Source organism: Loktanella sp. PT4BL (assembly GCF_003201935.1).
Taxonomy (GTDB): domain Bacteria; phylum Pseudomonadota; class Alphaproteobacteria; order Rhodobacterales; family Rhodobacteraceae; genus Yoonia.
The window spans coordinates 140,749-157,758 of the sequence record NZ_QJJL01000002.1 but is presented as its reverse complement, the minus strand read 5'-3'; the positions used below and the strand labels follow the sequence as shown (position 1 = coordinate 157,758).

At 58.5% G+C, this 17,010-nt stretch carries 16 protein-coding genes; 6 read left to right on the top strand and 10 right to left on the bottom strand.

What is annotated here, in order from left to right:
• Positions 1–48: 48 nt before the first annotated feature.
• On the bottom strand, positions 49–1,170 hold the full coding sequence (locus C7964_RS05725; RefSeq protein ID WP_110279427.1) for a DUF6456 domain-containing protein: 1,122 nt from the start codon (positions 1,168–1,170) through the stop codon (positions 49–51).
• A 245-nt stretch (positions 1,171–1,415) separates the two neighbouring features.
• Between C7964_RS05725 and C7964_RS05720 the strand changes: the two genes are divergently transcribed.
• Complete coding sequence (locus tag C7964_RS05720) at positions 1,416–1,715, top strand: DUF6477 family protein (protein ID WP_110278727.1); 300 nt, start codon at positions 1,416–1,418, stop codon at positions 1,713–1,715.
• Here C7964_RS05720 and C7964_RS05715 read toward each other — a convergent pair.
• Together C7964_RS05715 and C7964_RS05710 are read right to left on the bottom strand one after the other, a co-directional pair.
• On the bottom strand, positions 1,708–3,258 hold the full coding sequence (locus C7964_RS05715; protein WP_110279426.1) for a trimethylamine methyltransferase family protein: 1,551 nt from the start codon (positions 3,256–3,258) through the stop codon (positions 1,708–1,710). The two genes, C7964_RS05720 and C7964_RS05715, sit on opposite strands and share 8 nt — an antisense overlap.
• A gap of 105 nt (positions 3,259–3,363) precedes the next feature.
• Complete coding sequence (locus C7964_RS05710; protein WP_110278726.1) at positions 3,364–4,164, bottom strand: endonuclease/exonuclease/phosphatase family protein; 801 nt, start codon at positions 4,162–4,164, stop codon at positions 3,364–3,366.
• 114 nt (positions 4,165–4,278) lie between these two features.
• Between C7964_RS05710 and guaA the strand changes: the two genes are divergently transcribed.
• Positions 4,279–5,838, top strand: a complete 1,560-nt coding sequence (gene guaA / locus C7964_RS05705; protein ID WP_110278725.1) for a glutamine-hydrolyzing GMP synthase — start codon at positions 4,279–4,281, stop codon at positions 5,836–5,838.
• A gap of 396 nt (positions 5,839–6,234) precedes the next feature.
• A complete protein-coding gene (locus C7964_RS05700; RefSeq protein ID WP_220000163.1) occupies positions 6,235–6,939 on the top strand; it encodes an FkbM family methyltransferase in 705 nt (234 codons plus the stop codon).
• Here C7964_RS05700 and C7964_RS05695 read toward each other — a convergent pair.
• The gene (locus C7964_RS05695; protein ID WP_146214825.1) at positions 6,936–7,547 is read right to left on the bottom strand and encodes a hypothetical protein; all 612 of its coding nucleotides are present in this window, start codon (positions 7,545–7,547) and stop codon (positions 6,936–6,938) included. The genes C7964_RS05700 and C7964_RS05695 overlap by 4 nt on opposite strands.
• Before the next feature lie 83 nt (positions 7,548–7,630).
• On the opposite strand from C7964_RS05695, the gene C7964_RS05690 reads away from it, so the two are divergent.
• The 3 genes from C7964_RS05690 to C7964_RS05680 all read left to right on the top strand — a co-directional run bounded on the left by C7964_RS05690 (position 7,631) and on the right by C7964_RS05680 (position 10,800).
• Positions 7,631–8,497: a DMT family transporter gene (locus C7964_RS05690; RefSeq protein WP_110278722.1), complete on the top strand. Its 867-nt coding sequence runs from the start codon at positions 7,631–7,633 to the stop codon at positions 8,495–8,497.
• Between the two features lie 158 nt (positions 8,498–8,655).
• Positions 8,656–9,762 (top strand): OmpP1/FadL family transporter, encoded by a 1,107-nt coding sequence (locus C7964_RS05685; RefSeq protein ID WP_110278721.1) that lies wholly within the window; start codon positions 8,656–8,658, stop codon positions 9,760–9,762.
• Positions 9,763–9,876: 114 nt separating this feature from the next.
• Positions 9,877–10,800, top strand: coding sequence for a DMT family transporter (locus C7964_RS05680; RefSeq protein ID WP_181417113.1), 924 nt, complete (start codon positions 9,877–9,879; stop codon positions 10,798–10,800).
• On the opposite strand, the gene lpxB is transcribed toward C7964_RS05680, so the two are convergent.
• From lpxB to bamA, 6 genes are all read right to left on the bottom strand, one after another.
• On the bottom strand, positions 10,741–11,877 hold the full coding sequence (gene lpxB, locus C7964_RS05675; protein ID WP_110278720.1) for a lipid-A-disaccharide synthase: 1,137 nt from the start codon (positions 11,875–11,877) through the stop codon (positions 10,741–10,743). The two genes, C7964_RS05680 and lpxB, sit on opposite strands and share 60 nt — an antisense overlap.
• Complete coding sequence (locus tag C7964_RS05670; RefSeq protein WP_110278719.1) at positions 11,874–12,755, bottom strand: LpxI family protein; 882 nt, start codon at positions 12,753–12,755, stop codon at positions 11,874–11,876. Before C7964_RS05670 ends, lpxB begins: the two co-directional genes overlap by 4 nt.
• Entirely contained in the window at positions 12,755–13,537 is a 783-nt protein-coding gene (gene lpxA / locus C7964_RS05665) for an acyl-ACP--UDP-N-acetylglucosamine O-acyltransferase (RefSeq protein ID WP_110278718.1), read from the bottom strand. The genes C7964_RS05670 and lpxA overlap by 1 nt, the downstream gene beginning before the upstream one ends.
• The gene (fabZ, locus tag C7964_RS05660) at positions 13,537–13,998 is read right to left on the bottom strand and encodes a 3-hydroxyacyl-ACP dehydratase FabZ (protein ID WP_055685836.1); all 462 of its coding nucleotides are present in this window, start codon (positions 13,996–13,998) and stop codon (positions 13,537–13,539) included. The genes lpxA and fabZ overlap by 1 nt, the downstream gene beginning before the upstream one ends.
• 88 nt (positions 13,999–14,086) lie before the next feature.
• The gene (locus tag C7964_RS05655; protein ID WP_110278717.1) at positions 14,087–14,608 is read right to left on the bottom strand and encodes an OmpH/Skp family outer membrane protein; all 522 of its coding nucleotides are present in this window, start codon (positions 14,606–14,608) and stop codon (positions 14,087–14,089) included.
• Positions 14,608–16,914: an outer membrane protein assembly factor BamA gene (gene bamA, locus C7964_RS05650; RefSeq protein ID WP_110278716.1), complete on the bottom strand. Its 2,307-nt coding sequence runs from the start codon at positions 16,912–16,914 to the stop codon at positions 14,608–14,610. The genes C7964_RS05655 and bamA overlap by 1 nt, the downstream gene beginning before the upstream one ends.
• Positions 16,915–17,010: the final 96 nt, after the last annotated feature.

Here is a 17,010-nt window from a genome sequence, read left to right as displayed (position 1 = left end):
ACGCGCATCTGCATGTCGGGCCTGTGCGGCGTGCATGGCCCGATGCGGTTATCCGATCATCGGTCCATAGCGCCCTTGGGTTTGCTCATAATGACGCTTCAGGCGCTGCAAGGCGATCCGCAGGACGATCTTGCCGGAACGCGCTGACCACCCCATTTTTCTCTCGGTCTGCTCCAGACCTTCCAGAAAACAACAACACCGCAAAACCACATCCCCGAGCCCCGGACCCAGTTCGGTCAGCGCATCCTTGATCCGGCCATGGGCGGCCAGCGCACCCTTGGGGCCTTCGGTGGCCTCGGCCAGTGCTTCCCCGTTCACGAAGCTTTCCCAGCTTGCACCGCCGCCAAGACCCACTTCCACCAACTCGTAGTCTTCGCGCAGCCGTTCACCCACCGCGACCAGCTCGCGCGGCAGAAACGGTTTGCCGTCGCGATCTTTGCGGCGCGCCAGACCCACAAGCGGACTTTCGGTTGCATAGGCCCGCGATGGCGGACGGTGCGTGCCTTCGATACTGGCAATATCCCACCCCGCATCACCATCGGGATCGGCGCTGCGTTCGGCGAATCCGCTGGCCCGGTTTTCATCGTCCGCTGTCAGGCGCCGCAAGGCCGCGCGCCCGGTATTGGTAATAAAATATCGGGCAATCCGCCCCTCGGGATCAGGACAGGTAATCCAGTCTTTCAGGGCTCTAGCCTGCGCGATCTCGCGTTCAACGACAGCCGTGCGCACCTGTTCGCATTCGGGCGTTATGCGGACGACGACGGATGTCTCCATCTCGCGGGCCACCGCAAGCACGGCCCCCTGTTCACACAGACGCCGCAAGATGCGCTTGGCTTCTTGATCAATCCGCGCCTGTGTCAGGCCGACCGGCTGATGCGGGTCACTCTTCAAACACTCCATTTTCATCGTTTTCAACTTTCCCTCTTTCAAGATGTCACGCGCAGAAACCTGCGCAGAGAGCGACCGCAACGCTGCATCGATCAGCGGGTCATCGCGGCGGCCTTCCAGGCGACGTACCTGTCGCAGAACCGTTGACGGGTGACAGTCACTGGCCCGCGCAAGCGCGCGGATAGACAGCCCAGTTTCCGTGTGAACAAGATAGTGACGGGCTGCATCAGGAACCCAACGTGGAAGATCAGACGTGGTTCTGCGCCCTTGTGGTGCTGTCATGATCATGCATCCTTTTGCCGAAACTACCGACGCAACAGACAGAGCCACATGCAATGGGCATGATGGCATACCACCTGAGCGTGCATGGTTACGTATTTGTTAACGCCGCCAATTGCCCGTCAACTATTCTTTCCAAAAGATAAACAAACCTAACCGCAGCGTTCTTAGCTCATAGTGTTTCCGCAACACCCGTATAGGTTGTGTAATGTTGGGCAGACTTTTACGCTGTAACAGGAAGTTGACAGATGCTTGATCTTCACACTCGAATTGCCACGCTCAAACGCCCCGCGCTCTTGGCGCGCGCCGCCCGCTTCGGCGTCGATGATTACCGCCGCGAGGTGCATCTGCGCCGTATTCTGGGGCGCGACAGCTTGCCCCGCTCGAGCCCTGCGCTGATGCAGTTGCTGGATGTGGAGGCTGTCATGGACATGCAGCGCAAGGACAACGCCGCAAGCTATCGGCCCGCGCGCCATGTCGAGGTGCTCATCGCGATACTGGGCGAAGCGCATCTGTTGCGCGCCACCGCCCTTCATTCAGTTACGTAAATGCATCCGGCATGCTGGCCTTCTTTTCGGCAACATAGGCCCGCAGACGTGCTTCGATCTCGGGATCGAGGGGGGGCTGCTGATAGGTATCCAGCAGCTTCGCGACCCGCGCCTTGGCAAGAATTTGTGTATCGCGCGCGCCCTCTTCGTCCCAGGTCTCGAACGGTTTGTAATCAAACAGGTCCGACCGCCAGAACGCTGATTTGAAATTGGCCTGCGTGTGTTCGCAGCCAAGGTAGTGCCCGCCCGGCCCCACTTCCGCAATCGCGCCCATGGCCTGCCCGTTTTCGGACATGTCCACGCCACGCGCAAAATGGTGCAACACGCCCAGTTGATCGGCATCCATGACGAATTTCTCGAAAGACGCCACAAGCCCGCCTTCAAGCCAGCCGCAGCTGTGCAGCATGAAATTCACGCCTGACAGCAGGCCCATGTTCAGGCTGTTGGCGCTCTCATAGGCCGCCTGCGCATCTGGCAGCTTCGATCCGCAGAAGGCACCTGCAGAGCGGTAAGGCAGGCCCAGACGCCGCGCCAACTGTCCTGCCCCATAGGTGATGTGGCTGGCCTCAGGGGTGCCGAATGTCGGCGCGCCCGAGTTCATATCGATCGAGGTCACAAATGTCCCCATGATCACCGGCGATCCGGGGCGGATGATCTGGCTATAGGCCACCCCTGCCATGACCTCGGCCAAGACTTGTGTCAGTGTGCCTGCGACCGACACAGGTGCCATCGCGCCACCAACGATAAACGGGCTGATGATCGAGGCCTGGTTGTTGGCGGCAAAGACCTCGAGCGCGCCCATCATGATGCTGTCGAAGGTCAGGGGCGAGTTGATGTTGATCAGCGACGTCATGACCGTGTTCTCTTGGACAAACTCTTTGCCAAAAAGAATTTCGCACATCTCGATACTGTCTTGCGCGCGGCTGGGTTCGGTCACCGACCCCATGAAAGGTTTGTCGCTATAAATCATGTGGGCCAGCAGCATATCGAGGTGGCGTTTGTTCACCGGCACATCGGTCGGTTCACAGACGGTCCCACCGGAATGATGCAGCCATTTCGACATATAGGCCAGCTTCACGAATTTCTCGAAGTCCGCCATCGTCGCATAACGCCGTCCGCCATCGACATCGCGCACGAATGGCGGACCATAAACCGGTGCAAGCACAAGGTTCTTGCCGCCAACCACAACATTACGTGCGGGGTTGCGGGCGTGCTGGGTGTATTCCGACGGAGCCGTCGCGCAAAGCTTGCGCGCCAGACCACGCGGAATGCGGACGCGTTCGCCGTCGACTTGGGCACCAGCCGCTTTCCAGCGCGCCAGACCTTCAGGGTTGTCCACGAAATTTATCCCGATTTCCGCCAGAACGGTTTCGGCGTTGGCTTCGATGACGTCCAGCGCCTCTTCGGTCAGAACCTCATAATTGGGGATGTTGCGTTCGATATATTTCGCCGTTTCAATGCTCACAGCCGTCCGCTCGGCGCGACGGGCAGCCCCGCCTCCGCCCCGTGCGCGTCTGCCTGCTGTTGCTGGTGCGTCCGACATGATCATTCCCCGTGGTGTCGCTGTGATGTTGGTGCTTCATACAACGCAGCGGGGAATGCACTTACCAAATTTGCGGCCCCTGAGGCGCGAAAACGACATGCGTCATCAGTAGACCCGAAAACTGGCCACAAACGGCAGGTGGTCCGACACTTCGTCCTTGAACCGCTCACGCCCCATATCCATCGTCCAATGCATTGGAAACAAACGCAACGACCCGCGCACATAATCTGCTGCAAAGGTCCGCGACACGGCAAATCCATCCAGCAGGTTCGCGCGGCCCTTATCCAGAATATGGCTGAACCGGTCCTGCAAATCCCAGCTTGAGACGAAATCCATCAGGTCGTCACCGCCCAAATGGTGGAAATTGCTGACGTCCTGACCGGGGATCATGTTGAAATCACCCATTAGCAACAACGTTTTACGTTTATAACCCGGGGTATTGCGCAGAGTCGTCAGGTAGTCGCCAATCGCCACACATTGCGTGTCGCGCAGCTGTTGTTCCGGCCTGTCGCGGCCCGATTTCAGATGCACGCCAAGCAGATGCGCCGAAAACTTGCCCATCTTGACATCAACCGCAATTGCGCGGCGGCCATTGGCGTAGGCCCCCTCGGATCCGGGCACCAGTCGGGGATTTTTGACCGCGACGCCCTTTTTGTGCAGGAAGCCGATATGCAGCCCCCCCGGTTGCGGGAGGATCGTGGTATCGTAGTGCAAACCATAGGTGCCAATCTCGGCGGCGAGGTCATTGATGTAGCTGACGGGATTGACCTCAACGAGGGTCACAAGCTCGGCATCCAGCAAAGCCAGCCCCTCGGCCTGCCGTTTCATGCGCGCCTGATCTATGCCGCCAAAGCCCGCAAGGTTCCAGACGGCAACACGCGCCAATGTGTGCTCAAATATCTGCATCTTTCAAACTCCTCAAAATAATGGGGAGAGCATAGCATATTTTCGGGCCTTTGCGGCGCGCGAAAATCATCAGCACCCCTTGCACAAATCCGGCCCTGCCATTACCGAAGCGCCATGGAAAACAGCACCCACGAACGCCTTCTCATCATTGATTTCGGCAGCCAGGTCACGCAGCTGATTGCGCGTCGCCTGCGTGAATTGAACGTCTATTGCGAAATTCACCCCTATCAGAACGTCACCGACGCGTTTTTGGCCGCGTTCGCGCCCAAAGCAGTGATCCTTTCAGGCGGTCCAGATAGCGTCACGCGCGAAGGATCGCCCCGCGCCCCGCAATCGGTGTTCACGATGGGTGTCCCTGTGCTGGGCATCTGCTACGGCCAGCAAACGATGATGACGCAACTGGGTGGCAAAGTGACCAGCGGGCATGGCACCGCCGAGTTCGGCCGCGCCTATGTCAAACCGGAAGGCAAGCTGGCATTGCTTGAAGGCTGGTTCCTGACAGACAAGGAACAGGTCTGGATGAGCCATGGCGATCATGTCTCTGAAATTGCACCTGGATTTTCGGTTTACGGCACTTCGCCCAATGCGCCCTTTGCGATTACGGCCGATGTCGCGCGGAACTTCTACGCGGTGCAATTCCACCCCGAAGTGCACCACACGCCGAACGGCGCGAAGCTCTATGAAAACTTCGTGCGCATCGCGGGCTTCAGCGGTGACTGGACAATGGGCGCCTACCGCGAACAGGCCATCGAAGCCATCAAGGAGCAGGTGGGCGACGCCCATGTGATCTGCGCGCTGTCTGGCGGTGTTGATTCTTCGGTTGCCGCCGCCCTGCTGCACGAAGCCATCGGCGATCAGCTGACCTGTGTTTTCGTTGATCACGGCCTTCTGCGCCTGAACGAGGCCGAAGAGGTCGTGGGCATGTTCCGCGACCATATGAATCTTAACGTCATCCACGCCGACGAATCCGAATTGTTCCTGGGCGAACTTGACGGCGTGAGCGACCCAGAAACCAAGCGCAAGATTATCGGGCGGCTGTTCATCGACGTGTTCCAGAAATACGCCAACGGCATTGAGGGCGCGGCGTTTCTTGCCCAAGGCACGCTCTACCCCGATGTCATTGAAAGCGTGAGCTTTTCCGGCGGCCCCTCGGTCACGATCAAATCGCACCACAATGTCGGCGGCCTGCCCGAAAAGATGGGTCTGAAACTGGTCGAACCGCTGCGCGAACTGTTCAAGGACGAGGTGCGCGCGCTGGGTGTCGAACTGGGCCTGCCCAAATCCTTCATTGGACGCCACCCCTTCCCCGGCCCGGGCCTTGCCATCCGCTGTCCCGGCGAAATCACCCGCGAAAAGCTTGAGATTTTGCGCAAGGCCGATGCGGTCTATATCGACCAGATCCGCCGCCACGGCCTCTATGATGATATCTGGCAGGCCTTTGTCGCCATCCTTCCGGTGCGCACAGTAGGCGTGATGGGCGACGGGCGCACCTATGACTTTGCCTGTGCGCTGCGTGCGGTGACATCTGTGGATGGTATGACAGCGGATTATTACCCGTTCAGCCACGAATTTCTTGGTGAGACCGCTACGCGGATCATCAATGAGGTGCAGGGGATCAACCGCGTGACCTATGACATCACCAGCAAACCTCCCGGGACGATCGAGTGGGAGTAACATCCTCACGGGCGCTGATGCGAAAACGCACGTAAGTTCACGTGGAAACAGTAGGTGTTCAATGTGAAGATTGTTTCGTTGTGTTTGCGCAACGGGACGACGCGGCACAAGCATGAGGCTTTTGGATTTATTATATTAAAACCAGCTACTTAAAATGCATTCCTCACGCGTAAAATCCTGTATGCAGATCGTGCAGTGCGAGTATCTTACCTGCAATTAACCAACTATTAAGTCTTCCGCACAAAGCTCATCCCGACCGCAACTTGATGAGCTAGATCCGTGCAACCCATTCTGACCCGACCGACCTTCCGCCCATTCCGCGAAGGAATTGCCGCAAACCGGCTTTTGCGATCGCTCGCGTTGCCCCTGCTGCGCAAATGCGACCGGGCGATAACCATGACCAACCCGTTCTCCGGTCTGCCATTCCACCTGCGCAGCTATGCCCACAAGGGCTATTGGTTTTACGGCCGTTACCGTGAACGCGACACCATGCAGCGGCTGGCGGCACTTACCCAGCGCGGGGATATCGTGTTCGAGGTTGGCGGGCATATCGGCTATTTTGCCCAGTTTTTTGCCAAAAAGGTCGGCCACCGCGGTCAGGTCCATGTGTTCGAACCGGGTGAGCAGAACCAGCATTTCCTACGCCGCAACATTGCACGCTGCACCCAATGTGTTCATGTGAATGTCGCCGTTAGCGACAAGATCGGTAAGGCGCTGTTTTATGAAGAGAACCTTGGCGGCTTTATGAATTCGCTCGACCCCCAATTCGCCAAGGAAACCGGAAATGCCACGGCACAGCATGGTGATCTGAAACTCCGCAAAAGGCGCGTGAATACGACGACACTTGATGCCTATGCCGCAACCCACAACGTCTGGCCCGATGTGCTCAAGATCGACGCCGAGGGTGCGGAACTGGCTGTATTGGTCGGGGCGGCAAAGGTGCTGCAGCATGTGCGCAGCCTGATGATCGAAGTGTCGCGCAACCATGATGAGATCTTCGATATCCTTGTGGATCAAGGTTTTTCGCTGTGGCATCCGGATGGCCGCAGGATCAGCGATGCCGCAGATATGGATGGAAATGTTTTTGCGACCCGCGCCTAGGGGTTGAGCGCGTCAAGCAGCAATTCGGCCGTGAACTCGCCCGGCCCGCAAGCCGCCAGATCCCCCTGCTGTCCAATTGCCAGCCATTCCGCGCGCGCAGCCATCCCAATACTCACCTCGGGGCCAACACGGAGCGGATCACGCCCCCAATGGCTGTCAGTGAACGGCTCTTCCGCGAACGCAGTCTCCAGGTCAAACGGCGGCACACCGGCCCGCACCAGTAGAAAACCTGCGATACATTCCACCTGCCGCGTGACCAACCCGCGCAGCATCGCCTCTTCCGTGCGGCGTTGGCGGATCTGGCGCAGCGCAAAGTCAGCAACACCATGCTGCACCTGCACCGCATGACCATAGACATGGGCCAGCATGTAGGGTGTCTGCGGAGCGCTGACCGCATCGCGCGCCAATAAGATCCGGTTCGTTGTGGTGCAATAGGCCACCACCGCATTGACGCTTTCGTCGGCACCACAAAGGCCTGCGATCTGATCAACCTGCTGCACCACCGGCATGCGATCAAACGCGGCCTGCGCTGCGGCCTCGACCTGCGCCACGGGATCAGCCCCTGCCGCCTGCCCCAGAAACACCAACGCAATGATCCATTTCAGCATTTCAAACCCCATATTTGCCAAAGCCACCCAAACACGATCCGACAGGGCTTGCCAAATCACAAAACACAGGCACAACTGCTGGCATGAACACCGTCGCAAAAGCAGCCTTCTGGATGATTGGCGCCATATCATCCTTTACCCTGATGGCTGTCGCTGGACGTACCGTCAGCACAGAACTCGATACGTTCGAAATCATGTTATTCCGCAGCCTGACAGGTATTGCGATTGTCGTCAGCGTCGCCATTGCGACAGGCACAATTTCGCAGGTCGGGCGCAACCGGCTGGGTCTGCATGCCACACGGAACCTGTTCCATTTTGCGGGCCAGAACCTGTGGTTCTATGCCATTACCGTGATCCCGCTGGCACAGGTCTTTGCGCTGGAATTCACCACCCCGATCTGGGTGATCCTTCTGTCTCCGCTGATCCTGCGCGAAAGGATTACGACAATCGGCCTGCTCAGCGCCATGATCGGCTTTATCGGCATCCTGATCGTCGCCCGCCCCGATCCCGCCAACCTCAGTTGGGGCCTGATGGCCGCCGCCAGTTGTGCCGTATTCTTTGCGCTGACCGCGATTTTCACCCGCAAACTGACCCAGACCGAAACGATTACGACAATCCTTTTCTATCTCACAACCATGCAGGCCGTCTTTGGTCTGATCTGCGCGGGATATGACGGCGATATCGCGCTGCCATCGCTGGCGGCACTGCCCTGGGTGGTGCTGATCGGTTGTGCGGGGCTCTTGGCACATTTCTGCCTGACCAAAGCGCTGAGCATCGCACCGGCAAGCATCGTCATGCCCATTGATTTCGTGCGCCTGCCCACCATCGCGATCGTCGGGATGGTGCTTTACAACGAACCGTTGGAAGTGTGGATTTTTGTCGGTGCCGCGCTCATTTTCGGGGCAAATTATCTCAACATTACCAGCGCGATGCGGCCTGCGAAGGCCTAGGCGCGCACCCTTCCGAAAGCCTGGGCTCAAGCCGATTGTTACAGATATGTGACGCTACGGCGTGTCGCAATAAATGACGTGGCGTCAATAATTGACGTAAAGCTTGGGCACTCCCTAGGGTGATTTGCACACATTTTATTCATGACAGGGATGAGGAAATGAAAAACGTAATGACAGCAGGGGCGGCGCTGCTGCTTTCAACGAGTATTGTTTCGGCGGGGGGGATTGACCGGTCCGGAAACGCGTATTCCGTGCTCTTCGAGGACGGCAACTATGCACAACTGTCTTTTTCGACAGTAAATCCTGACGTCTCCGGGGACTACCCAGATGGACTTGGCGGCGGCTCGACAGACAATATGGCGGAAGGCTATACCAGCGTAGGGGTCGCTTTGAAGTATGGCATCAATGAAGACATTGATCTGGCTGTTTTTCTGAACCAACCTTACGGTGCGAATGCTAACTACACTGCGGGCGCCTACACTGGATTGGCGGCAGAGTGGAAAAGCCTGCAGCTTGCTGTGCTGGGCAAGTACCAACTGAATGACGCTGTTTCCGTCTTTGGCGGCTTGCGCGCTATCCAGTCAGAAGCGACAATTGCTGTACCAACTGCGCTCGTCGCTGGTGCGTCCGGTGGCGCTATCGTATCGCCGTATGCCGCCACCGCAAATTCTGATGTACAGATCGGCTATGTTTTGGGTGCCGCATACGAGATGCCTGAAATCGCATTGCGCGTCTCTTTGACATATGAAAGCGGTGTCACTCATGAGTTTGACACCGACGAAGAGTTTGCCACTCTACCTGCCGAATCCAGCACTACAGAGATCGAATTGCCACAATCGCTGGCACTCGACTTCCAAACCGGCGTCGCCGCTGACACGCTCGTTTTTGGTTCAGTGCGCTGGGCGGAGTGGTCCGTTTGGGAAGTCCGACCTGCACTCTATCAGGCCGAGGTGGGTGACCGTGTGACCGGGATCGACAATGATGTTTTCACTTACCGCATCGGCGTAGGTCGCAGAATCAACGAGGATCTCTCTGTTTTCGCTCGTGTCACCTATGAGGAATCAACGGGTGACGAAGCATCGCGGCTTGCACCTACAGACGGCACGACGAGCTATGGTTTCGGCGGAAGCTATACAATCGACAACACCGAAATCTCGGGCGGCATTGAATATGCTATGCTGGGCGACGCGACTGACGGAAGCGGTACAACCTTTGAAGATAACACAGCCCTTGGCTTTGGTATTAACATCGGCTTCAGTTTCTGATCCCATACCGCAGATTTAAGCAACAAGAGCCCCGCCCTCAACGGCGGGGCTTTTTCGATGGCTTGCGCAGGATACGGGTTGCACAGACAGTGCCAAAGGACGCATGTCAGCGCCATGACACCAGTACAAAAAACCATCTCGCCGCAGGCCTGGGCAGGGCTATTGATGCTCGCGCTCATTTGGGGCGGGTCTTTTCTATCGGTCCATGTGGCCTTGGAAGAAATCGGGCCACTCACCTCGGTTGCACATCGCACCGGATGGGCGATGGTGATCCTGTGGGCCTATGTCCTGATCCGCCGTTTGCCCCTGCCGACAGACCGGCGCGTGTGGGCTGCGTTTCTGGTGATGGGGCTTTTGAACAACGCGATCCCCTTCAGCCTGATGGCGTGGGGGCAGTTGCATATCGAAACCGGCCTGACCTCGATCCTCAACGCCGCCACCGCAATTTTCGGTGTGAGCGCCGCGGCACTTTTCCTCGCAGACGAACGCCTGACAGCACGCAAGACGATCGGCGTGGGCATCGGATTTCTGGGGGTCTCGACCGCGATTGGCCTGAACGCCTTCAAGGACTTTGACCTCCGGTCGCTCGGCCAACTGGCCGTGATCGGTGGCACCATCAGCTATGCGCTGGCGGCTGTCTGGGCGCGCAAAACGCTGGGTCACCTCAAACCGCAGGTCGCGGCTGCGGGCATGTTGACCGGTGCCAGCCTCATCACGCTGCCTGCCGCATGGGTGGTCGAGGGGCCCGTCAGCCTGAGCCTCGCGCCCCAAACATGGGCCGCCATCAGCTATTACGCCGTGGTCGCGACAGCCATTGCATATATTCTCTACTACCGCGTGCTGGCGCTTGCAGGCAGTGGCAACGCGATGCTGGTCACTTTGCTGGTCGCCCCTTTCGCTATCGTTTTGGGCGCAATCGTGCTGGGTGAGGCGCTGCCTCTACGCGCCTACATCGGCTTTGCAATCCTCGCGCTTGGCCTATTGATCCTTGACGGTCGCCTGATCAAGCCGCTCCAACACTGCCTTCGCCGCGCGTAGGCCGGGTGCCTCACCGCCCTGCCCCAGCCGTTCCATGGTCAGCGCCATTGCGGCCTGTTGGGCCTGTGGATCAGCCAGTACCGCCAACACCGCATCGGCAATCGGACCGGGCTGGCAGGCCTCGCCGATAAATTCCGGCACAACACGGGTATCGCTGACCAGATTTACCAGAGTCACCGTATCCACCAACAACATCCGGCTGATGATGATCCGGCTGAGCCACGCCATGTCATAGGCAATCACCATCGGCGTGCCACTTGCTGCCAGTTCCAGTGACACTGTGCCAGAGGCCGCAAGTGCCACATCGGCCCGTTTGAACCATGCGGCCTTGTCAGGCGATCCCGGCGGCAGGACCGTCACGGGCGTGGCCCAGTGTTTGACCTGCTCCTGCACAAGATCGTGTACACCGCGCGTTGTCGGGATCACGAAGTGCGCATCCGGCACGGACGCTGCGATTTTGGCGACCGCCTTGCCAAAACGCTCAGCCAATCGCCCGACCTCGCCTTTGCGACTGCCCGGCAGGACCAGCACGACGGTGCCTGAACCCAATGCCGCCGCCTCTGCATCGTTGGCCACAGGTTCTGCGACCACAGGATGCCCCACAAAATCGCAGTCCATGCCTGCGGCCTGCATCAAGGGTGGCTCAAAGGGGAACAGGGCCAAGACATGATCAATATGCCGCGCCATCTTTTCCGCACGCTTCGGCCGCCATGCCCAGACCGTCGGGGCGACATAGTGCACAGTGCGAATATCACTTCCCGCTTTGACCAGCCGCGCGACACGCAGGCAGAAATCAGGGCTGTCGATGGTGATCAGCACATCGGGTTTCGTCGCGATAATCGCCTCGGCCATCTGCCTTATCCGCGCCTTAAGTGCGCGATATTTCGGCAGGATCTCGGCAAGCCCCATGACGCTCAGTTCTTCCATGGGAAAGCGGCTTTCCAGCCCCTCGGCCTGCATCAAAGGTCCGCCAACGCCGTCAAATGTCACTTCAGGGCGCAGCGTCTTCAATCCCGCCATGAGGGCCGCGCCTAATTTGTCACCCGAGGCTTCACCCGCGATCACAAAAACTCTCATGCGCCCCCCTTGGGCCGCACCCAGAAGAACAGCCCTGCCGCATCAAGGGTGGCCAGCACCTCATCGAGGGCCAAGACCATGACGCCTCCCTCTTCGATCACAATACCACTCAAGCCTGCTGCAACCGCACCCTTGGCGGTTTGCGGCCCGATGACGGGCAAATCCGCGCGGCGGTCCTGATCGGGCTTGGGCGCTTTGAACAATACCGCACCCCGCGCATCGGTCGGCTCACCATCTGCACCGCTCAGCCATTCAGCCGCACCACCCAGAACCGCCCCCAGACCGTCAACCACACCCCAAAGGGGATCATCGCTGGGGGCGAACCGGGCGAGCATCGCATCTGTGCCGGCCTGCCCTTCGCGCGCCAGAACACGGCCATTGCGCACCACGCAGGCCTGGCCCACATCCGCGCGCCCCATCTCGGCAATGGTCTGTTCTGCGGTCACTGCGTCCTGTCTTTGATCAATTGTCACAGGCTTGCGGCTCAGCACGCCTGCAGGCGGGAGCAAATCGGGCGCGATCTCATGGGCGGCGCGCACGACCAGCCCCGCCTCTTCGAATAATTCGATGACGACGCGCAAAGCCCCGTCATCCCCCTGTGAAATCGCCTGCATGATGCGCGGCACCAACGGTTGGGTGGCCGCATCAATGGCCGCAGGATCAATAGCCGGACGCTTGATGGCCCCTGCAAGGCAAACCTCGGTCACGCCGCGGTCTACCAATGCGTTCAGAAAACTGCCCAGTTGTTCAATACGAAACGTGATCTCGGGTGTCAGCGCAGGGCGAAACCCGTCAAGTGCACAGATCAGCGGGCGCTCTGGCAGGCGCGCCACGAGCGCGGGCGGCAAATCCCCGGTTCCGGCAATCAGCGCAAGCATCAGCCCGGCGTCAGGAAATTACGGTCGGTGTCGCCCAGAATGAACGCCACCATTTGCTGCACATAGGCGCTGTCGCTTTCATCAGCCAGCCGGTTGGCGCGATCCTGAAAAGTGCCTTCACCGTCCCGCAGCATCTGAAAGGCTGCACGCAATGCCGTGATATCGCCGCGACTGACGCCCTTGCGCTTCAACCCCACAAGGTTGAGCCCGTCCAGAACGCCGCGCGGCCCTTGCACCAGACCATGCGGCACCACGTCTTTGGTCACCATCGTCACCGCGCCGATGATCGCACCCTGCCCGATGCGCACATGCTGATGCACCCCGCACAAACCACCGATGATCACGTCATCCTCGATAATACAGTGTCCCGCGACGGCGGATGAATTTACCACGATCACACGGTCACCGATCTGCGCGTCATGGGCGATATGGCAGCCGGCCATAAACAGCCCGTCATCGCCCACCCGCGTCTCACCCCCGCCGTTCGCGGTGCCGGTGTTCATCGTCACATGTTCACGGATGCGGTTGCGGGCACCAATACGCAGACGGGTCTTCTCGCCGTCAAATTTCAGATCCTGCGGGATCTCGCCGATCACCGCAAAAGGAAAGACCGTCGTGTCATCGCCGATATGGGTATCCCCGTCGACAACAACATGGCTTTTGAGCGTCACGCGATCGCCCAGCACCACGTCTTTACCGATCACGCAAAATGGGCCGATCACGCAATCCGCGCCAATTTGCGCGCCGTCAGCGATCACAGCAGAGGGGTGAATGCCTGCCATCAAGCTTGCATATCCATCATTGCGGTAAACTCGGCCTCGGCGGCCATTTCGCCATCGACAGTTGCCACACCGCGGAAGCGCCAGACCTTGCCACCCGGTTTGCCCCGTGTGGTTTCCACATGCATTTCAAGCACATCGCCGGGCACGACCTTGCGGCGGAACTTGCAGCCATCAATTGCCATGAAATAGACCAGCAGATTGCCATCGGTCAGTCCCAGAGATGCACCCACCATCACGGCGGTTGTCTGCGCCATCGCCTCGACAATCGTCACGCCTGGCATAATCGGGTTGCCGGGGAAATGGCCCTGAAAATGCGGCTCGTTCATGGTGACGTTCTTGATGCCTACGGCAGATGTGGTGCCATTGATACTATGCACCTTGTCCACCAGCAGGAACGGATAGCGATGCGGCAGGATTTTCTGGATCAGCTGGATATCGGCGGTGGTGACAGCTTCGCTCATGCGGGGCGGCTCCTCTTATTGCTTGTGGCGCGCCATAGCCGCCGTTTGGACATGACTACCAAGCCGCGAGAAGCGCGGCAAGCATCGGCTACTCTTCACCGTTGCCCAATTCCGCATCAATCCGCACGATAGCATCATCGGTGATATTCGCTGCGCGCACAGACAGGACCACGTTGCGCTGCTCCAACACCAGAACCGCTCCGCGTTCCAGCATCAAATTGGCCACGATCCCCTGCACACGTTGCTCGAACCGCGCACGCGCTTCGGCGGTGGCAACCTGCAATTCGACGTTCTTGGCATCACGCACGCGGCGCACATCCTGCACCTTGCGGTCAAAAGCCTCGGCTTCGGCGCGAAAGTCCTCTGGTGTCATGTCGGGGCGGCGGATCGTCAGGCTGCGCTCTTCAAGCGTCAGCGATTCAACAATGCGGTCATTCTCGGCTTGCAGCGCGGCCGCCTGTTCGGCCAGCTCTGCGGCAAGACGCTGGCCGTAGAGTGTTTCGATAAACAAACGATCACTGTCAACAATCAGCACCGGAGGTGAGGATTGCTGGGCTGATGCGGGCAACACCAGTATCAGCCAGACAATGATTGCGCGCAGCATAGCCATCAGAAGTTTGTTGAAATGGTCACATCAAAGTTCCGTGTCTTGTCAAAGTCCTGAACATCCAGCGGCTCTGTAAAGTTGAACCGCAGCGGGCCGATCGGGGTGGTCCAGAAGATTGACAGACCGGCAACAGAGCGCGCGATTGGGTCATTCGAGACGACATTCGCTGTCCCGATCTCGCCCACATCCCACACCGAACCATAGTCGATAAAGGCACCGCCCGTGATCCCGTATTCGCTTGGCAAGCCAAGCGGGAATTCAGTTTCAAGCGTCAGTACAGAGAAAGCGTTCCCGCCCAATGCATCATCGGTATCCTCATCGCGCGGACCGATCCCACCGGCCTCAAAACCGCGCATCAGGCGGCTACCAAGGAAGAAACGGTCAGTCACGCGGCTGTTGCCATCCAGATAGTTCAGCAAGCCCCCCTGCAAAGAGGCGCGCACGGTGACCTCCTCGTTCAGAATCGCCGTTTCGGCACCTGCAAAAGCTGTTGTCTTGATGAACTGCGAGTCACCGACGCCGAACTCCTGGCCAAAGCGCAACACATAGCCGGTCGTCGGGTTCACGCCTGTCCGGCGGCTGTCATAGCTGTAGTTATAACCGATCGCATTCGTCCAGACACCGCCGACAAGACCTTCGTTCTGGATGATGGTGCTGGCATCGGCTGACACATCGGTCAGATCGGTGTACTCAAGCGCATAGAACAAAGACAAACGTCCGGTTTCACTGATCGGGAAACTGACCGCAGGCGACATCCGCAGTGTTTCGGTATCATAGAGCGCGTTTTCGTTGTTTGTTGTTCCGTAGTTCAGGTCGAATGACCCTCGCAGATCACGTCCCAAAAGCTGTGGCTCGGTAAAACCAAAGCCAAATCGGCGGTTGGTTTCGGCGGTCGAGAAGTCAAAATTCAAACGCTGCCCGCGACCTTGAAAGTTGCTTTGACGGTAAGAGGCCAGCAAGCTGATCCCGTTATCGGTATTGAAGTTGGCACCGAACGACAGCGTTCCGGTGGGCCCTTCTGTCACGTTCACATCAACGATGCGCTGGCTCGGCGATGAACCGGGGCGCGTGTCAACATTGACACCCTGAAAAAAGCCGAGGGCACGGATACGCCGCGCACTTTCCTGAATTTCGCGGCTGTTCAGCGGGTCGCCCTCAACCGAACGGAACTGGTTGCGGATCACGCGGTCCAGTGTTGTCCCGTTCCCTTCAATGTCGATGCGTTCGATAAAGACGCGCTCACCCGATACCAGCACATAATTCACATCAATCGTCAGATCGCGCGGATTGCGTGACAGGCGCGGTTCGACCTCGACAAAGCGTAGCCCCCGCGCTGCAGCTTCCCGCTCGATCCGGCTGATATCTGAATCGACCGGCACCGGCGAGTAAGTCGCGCCTGACCGCACACCAATGAAATCGGCAAAATCAGCAGCATTCACGCCATTGATTTCACTCGAAATCGACGTGTTGCCAAAGCGGAACTGTTGTCCCTCGCGTATATTGTACGTCACCAGATAGGCGTCGCGCTCACGCGTCAGCGACACGTCGATGTTCTGCAGCACGAAGTCGATATAGCCACGCGAGCGGTAAAAATCAGTGAGCGCTTCGCGGTCTTGCGCCACACGCTCGGGCGAGTAGGTATCACGTCCAACCAGAATGCGGAAAATACCTGCCTGTTTGGTTTCCAGCACGCGGCGCAAACGCCCTTCTGAATACGTCCTGTTGCCGACAAACGAGATGCGCTCGATCTCGGTCACAGCAGATTCCACCACTTCGAACACCAGATCAACGCGGTTGTCAGATTGTGGAATGATCCGCGGTGTGACGGTGGCGTTGATCCGCCCGCGGCGCGCATAGGCCTCGGTGATTGCGGCGGTATCGGCTTCGGCCTGCGCAGGCGTAAAGACACGCCGTGGTTGGGATTGCACAAGTGCCAGAAGTTCCTCGTCACGCAGGCGGTTGTTTCCCTCGATATTGATACGATTGATCGTCGGATATTCGACCACACGGATGAGCAACCGGTTGCCTTGCGGGATCAGTTCGACACTCTCGAAAAGGCCGGAGGCGCGAATATTCTGCCCCGCTGCGTTCAGCTCCGCAGTCGAAAGCGCAGTACCGGGCGCCAGTCCGCCGAATGTCAGGATTGTGCCGTCTGCCACCCGCAGATTGCCTTCGATCTCGAAGCTGCTGAAGGCGAAGCTTTGTGCGTTTGCGGCACCGGTCGCCAAAACCACGATACAAAGCGCCATCCAGAATGACCGCACTTTCGCAAAACCCTGCGCCAGAAAGCGCCCTACACTTGTCTTCATAACGACCGCCCGTACCCAGATTATTCTTACAGAATTGAGTAGCGACAATATACGCGGTTGTCAAAACGCCAGCGCGTCTGTTTTACATGAAAAGCC

Coding starts and splice junctions, on each gene's coding strand:
- C7964_RS05690 (WP_110278722.1), top strand. CDS start 7,631: ATGAACACCGTCGCAAAAGCAGCCTTCTGGATGATTGGCGCCATATCA.
- C7964_RS05700 (WP_220000163.1), top strand. CDS start 6,235: ATGACCAACCCGTTCTCCGGTCTGCCATTCCACCTGCGCAGCTATGCC.
- C7964_RS05670 (WP_110278719.1), bottom strand. CDS start 12,755: ATGCTTGCGCTGATTGCCGGAACCGGGGATTTGCCGCCCGCGCTCGTG.
- C7964_RS05680 (WP_181417113.1), top strand. CDS start 9,877: ATGACACCAGTACAAAAAACCATCTCGCCGCAGGCCTGGGCAGGGCTA.
- lpxA (WP_110278718.1), bottom strand. CDS start 13,537: ATGGCAGGCATTCACCCCTCTGCTGTGATCGCTGACGGCGCGCAAATT.
- C7964_RS05655 (WP_110278717.1), bottom strand. CDS start 14,608: ATGGCTATGCTGCGCGCAATCATTGTCTGGCTGATACTGGTGTTGCCC.
- C7964_RS05695 (WP_146214825.1), bottom strand. CDS start 7,547: ATGCTGAAATGGATCATTGCGTTGGTGTTTCTGGGGCAGGCGGCAGGG.
- guaA (WP_110278725.1), top strand. CDS start 4,279: ATGGAAAACAGCACCCACGAACGCCTTCTCATCATTGATTTCGGCAGC.
- C7964_RS05715 (WP_110279426.1), bottom strand. CDS start 3,258: ATGTCGGACGCACCAGCAACAGCAGGCAGACGCGCACGGGGCGGAGGC.
- C7964_RS05725 (WP_110279427.1), bottom strand. CDS start 1,170: ATGACAGCACCACAAGGGCGCAGAACCACGTCTGATCTTCCACGTTGG.
- bamA (WP_110278716.1), bottom strand. CDS start 16,914: ATGAAGACAAGTGTAGGGCGCTTTCTGGCGCAGGGTTTTGCGAAAGTG.
- lpxB (WP_110278720.1), bottom strand. CDS start 11,877: ATGAGAGTTTTTGTGATCGCGGGTGAAGCCTCGGGTGACAAATTAGGC.
- C7964_RS05685 (WP_110278721.1), top strand. CDS start 8,656: ATGAAAAACGTAATGACAGCAGGGGCGGCGCTGCTGCTTTCAACGAGT.
- C7964_RS05710 (WP_110278726.1), bottom strand. CDS start 4,164: ATGCAGATATTTGAGCACACATTGGCGCGTGTTGCCGTCTGGAACCTT.
- fabZ (WP_055685836.1), bottom strand. CDS start 13,998: ATGAGCGAAGCTGTCACCACCGCCGATATCCAGCTGATCCAGAAAATC.
- C7964_RS05720 (WP_110278727.1), top strand. CDS start 1,416: ATGCTTGATCTTCACACTCGAATTGCCACGCTCAAACGCCCCGCGCTC.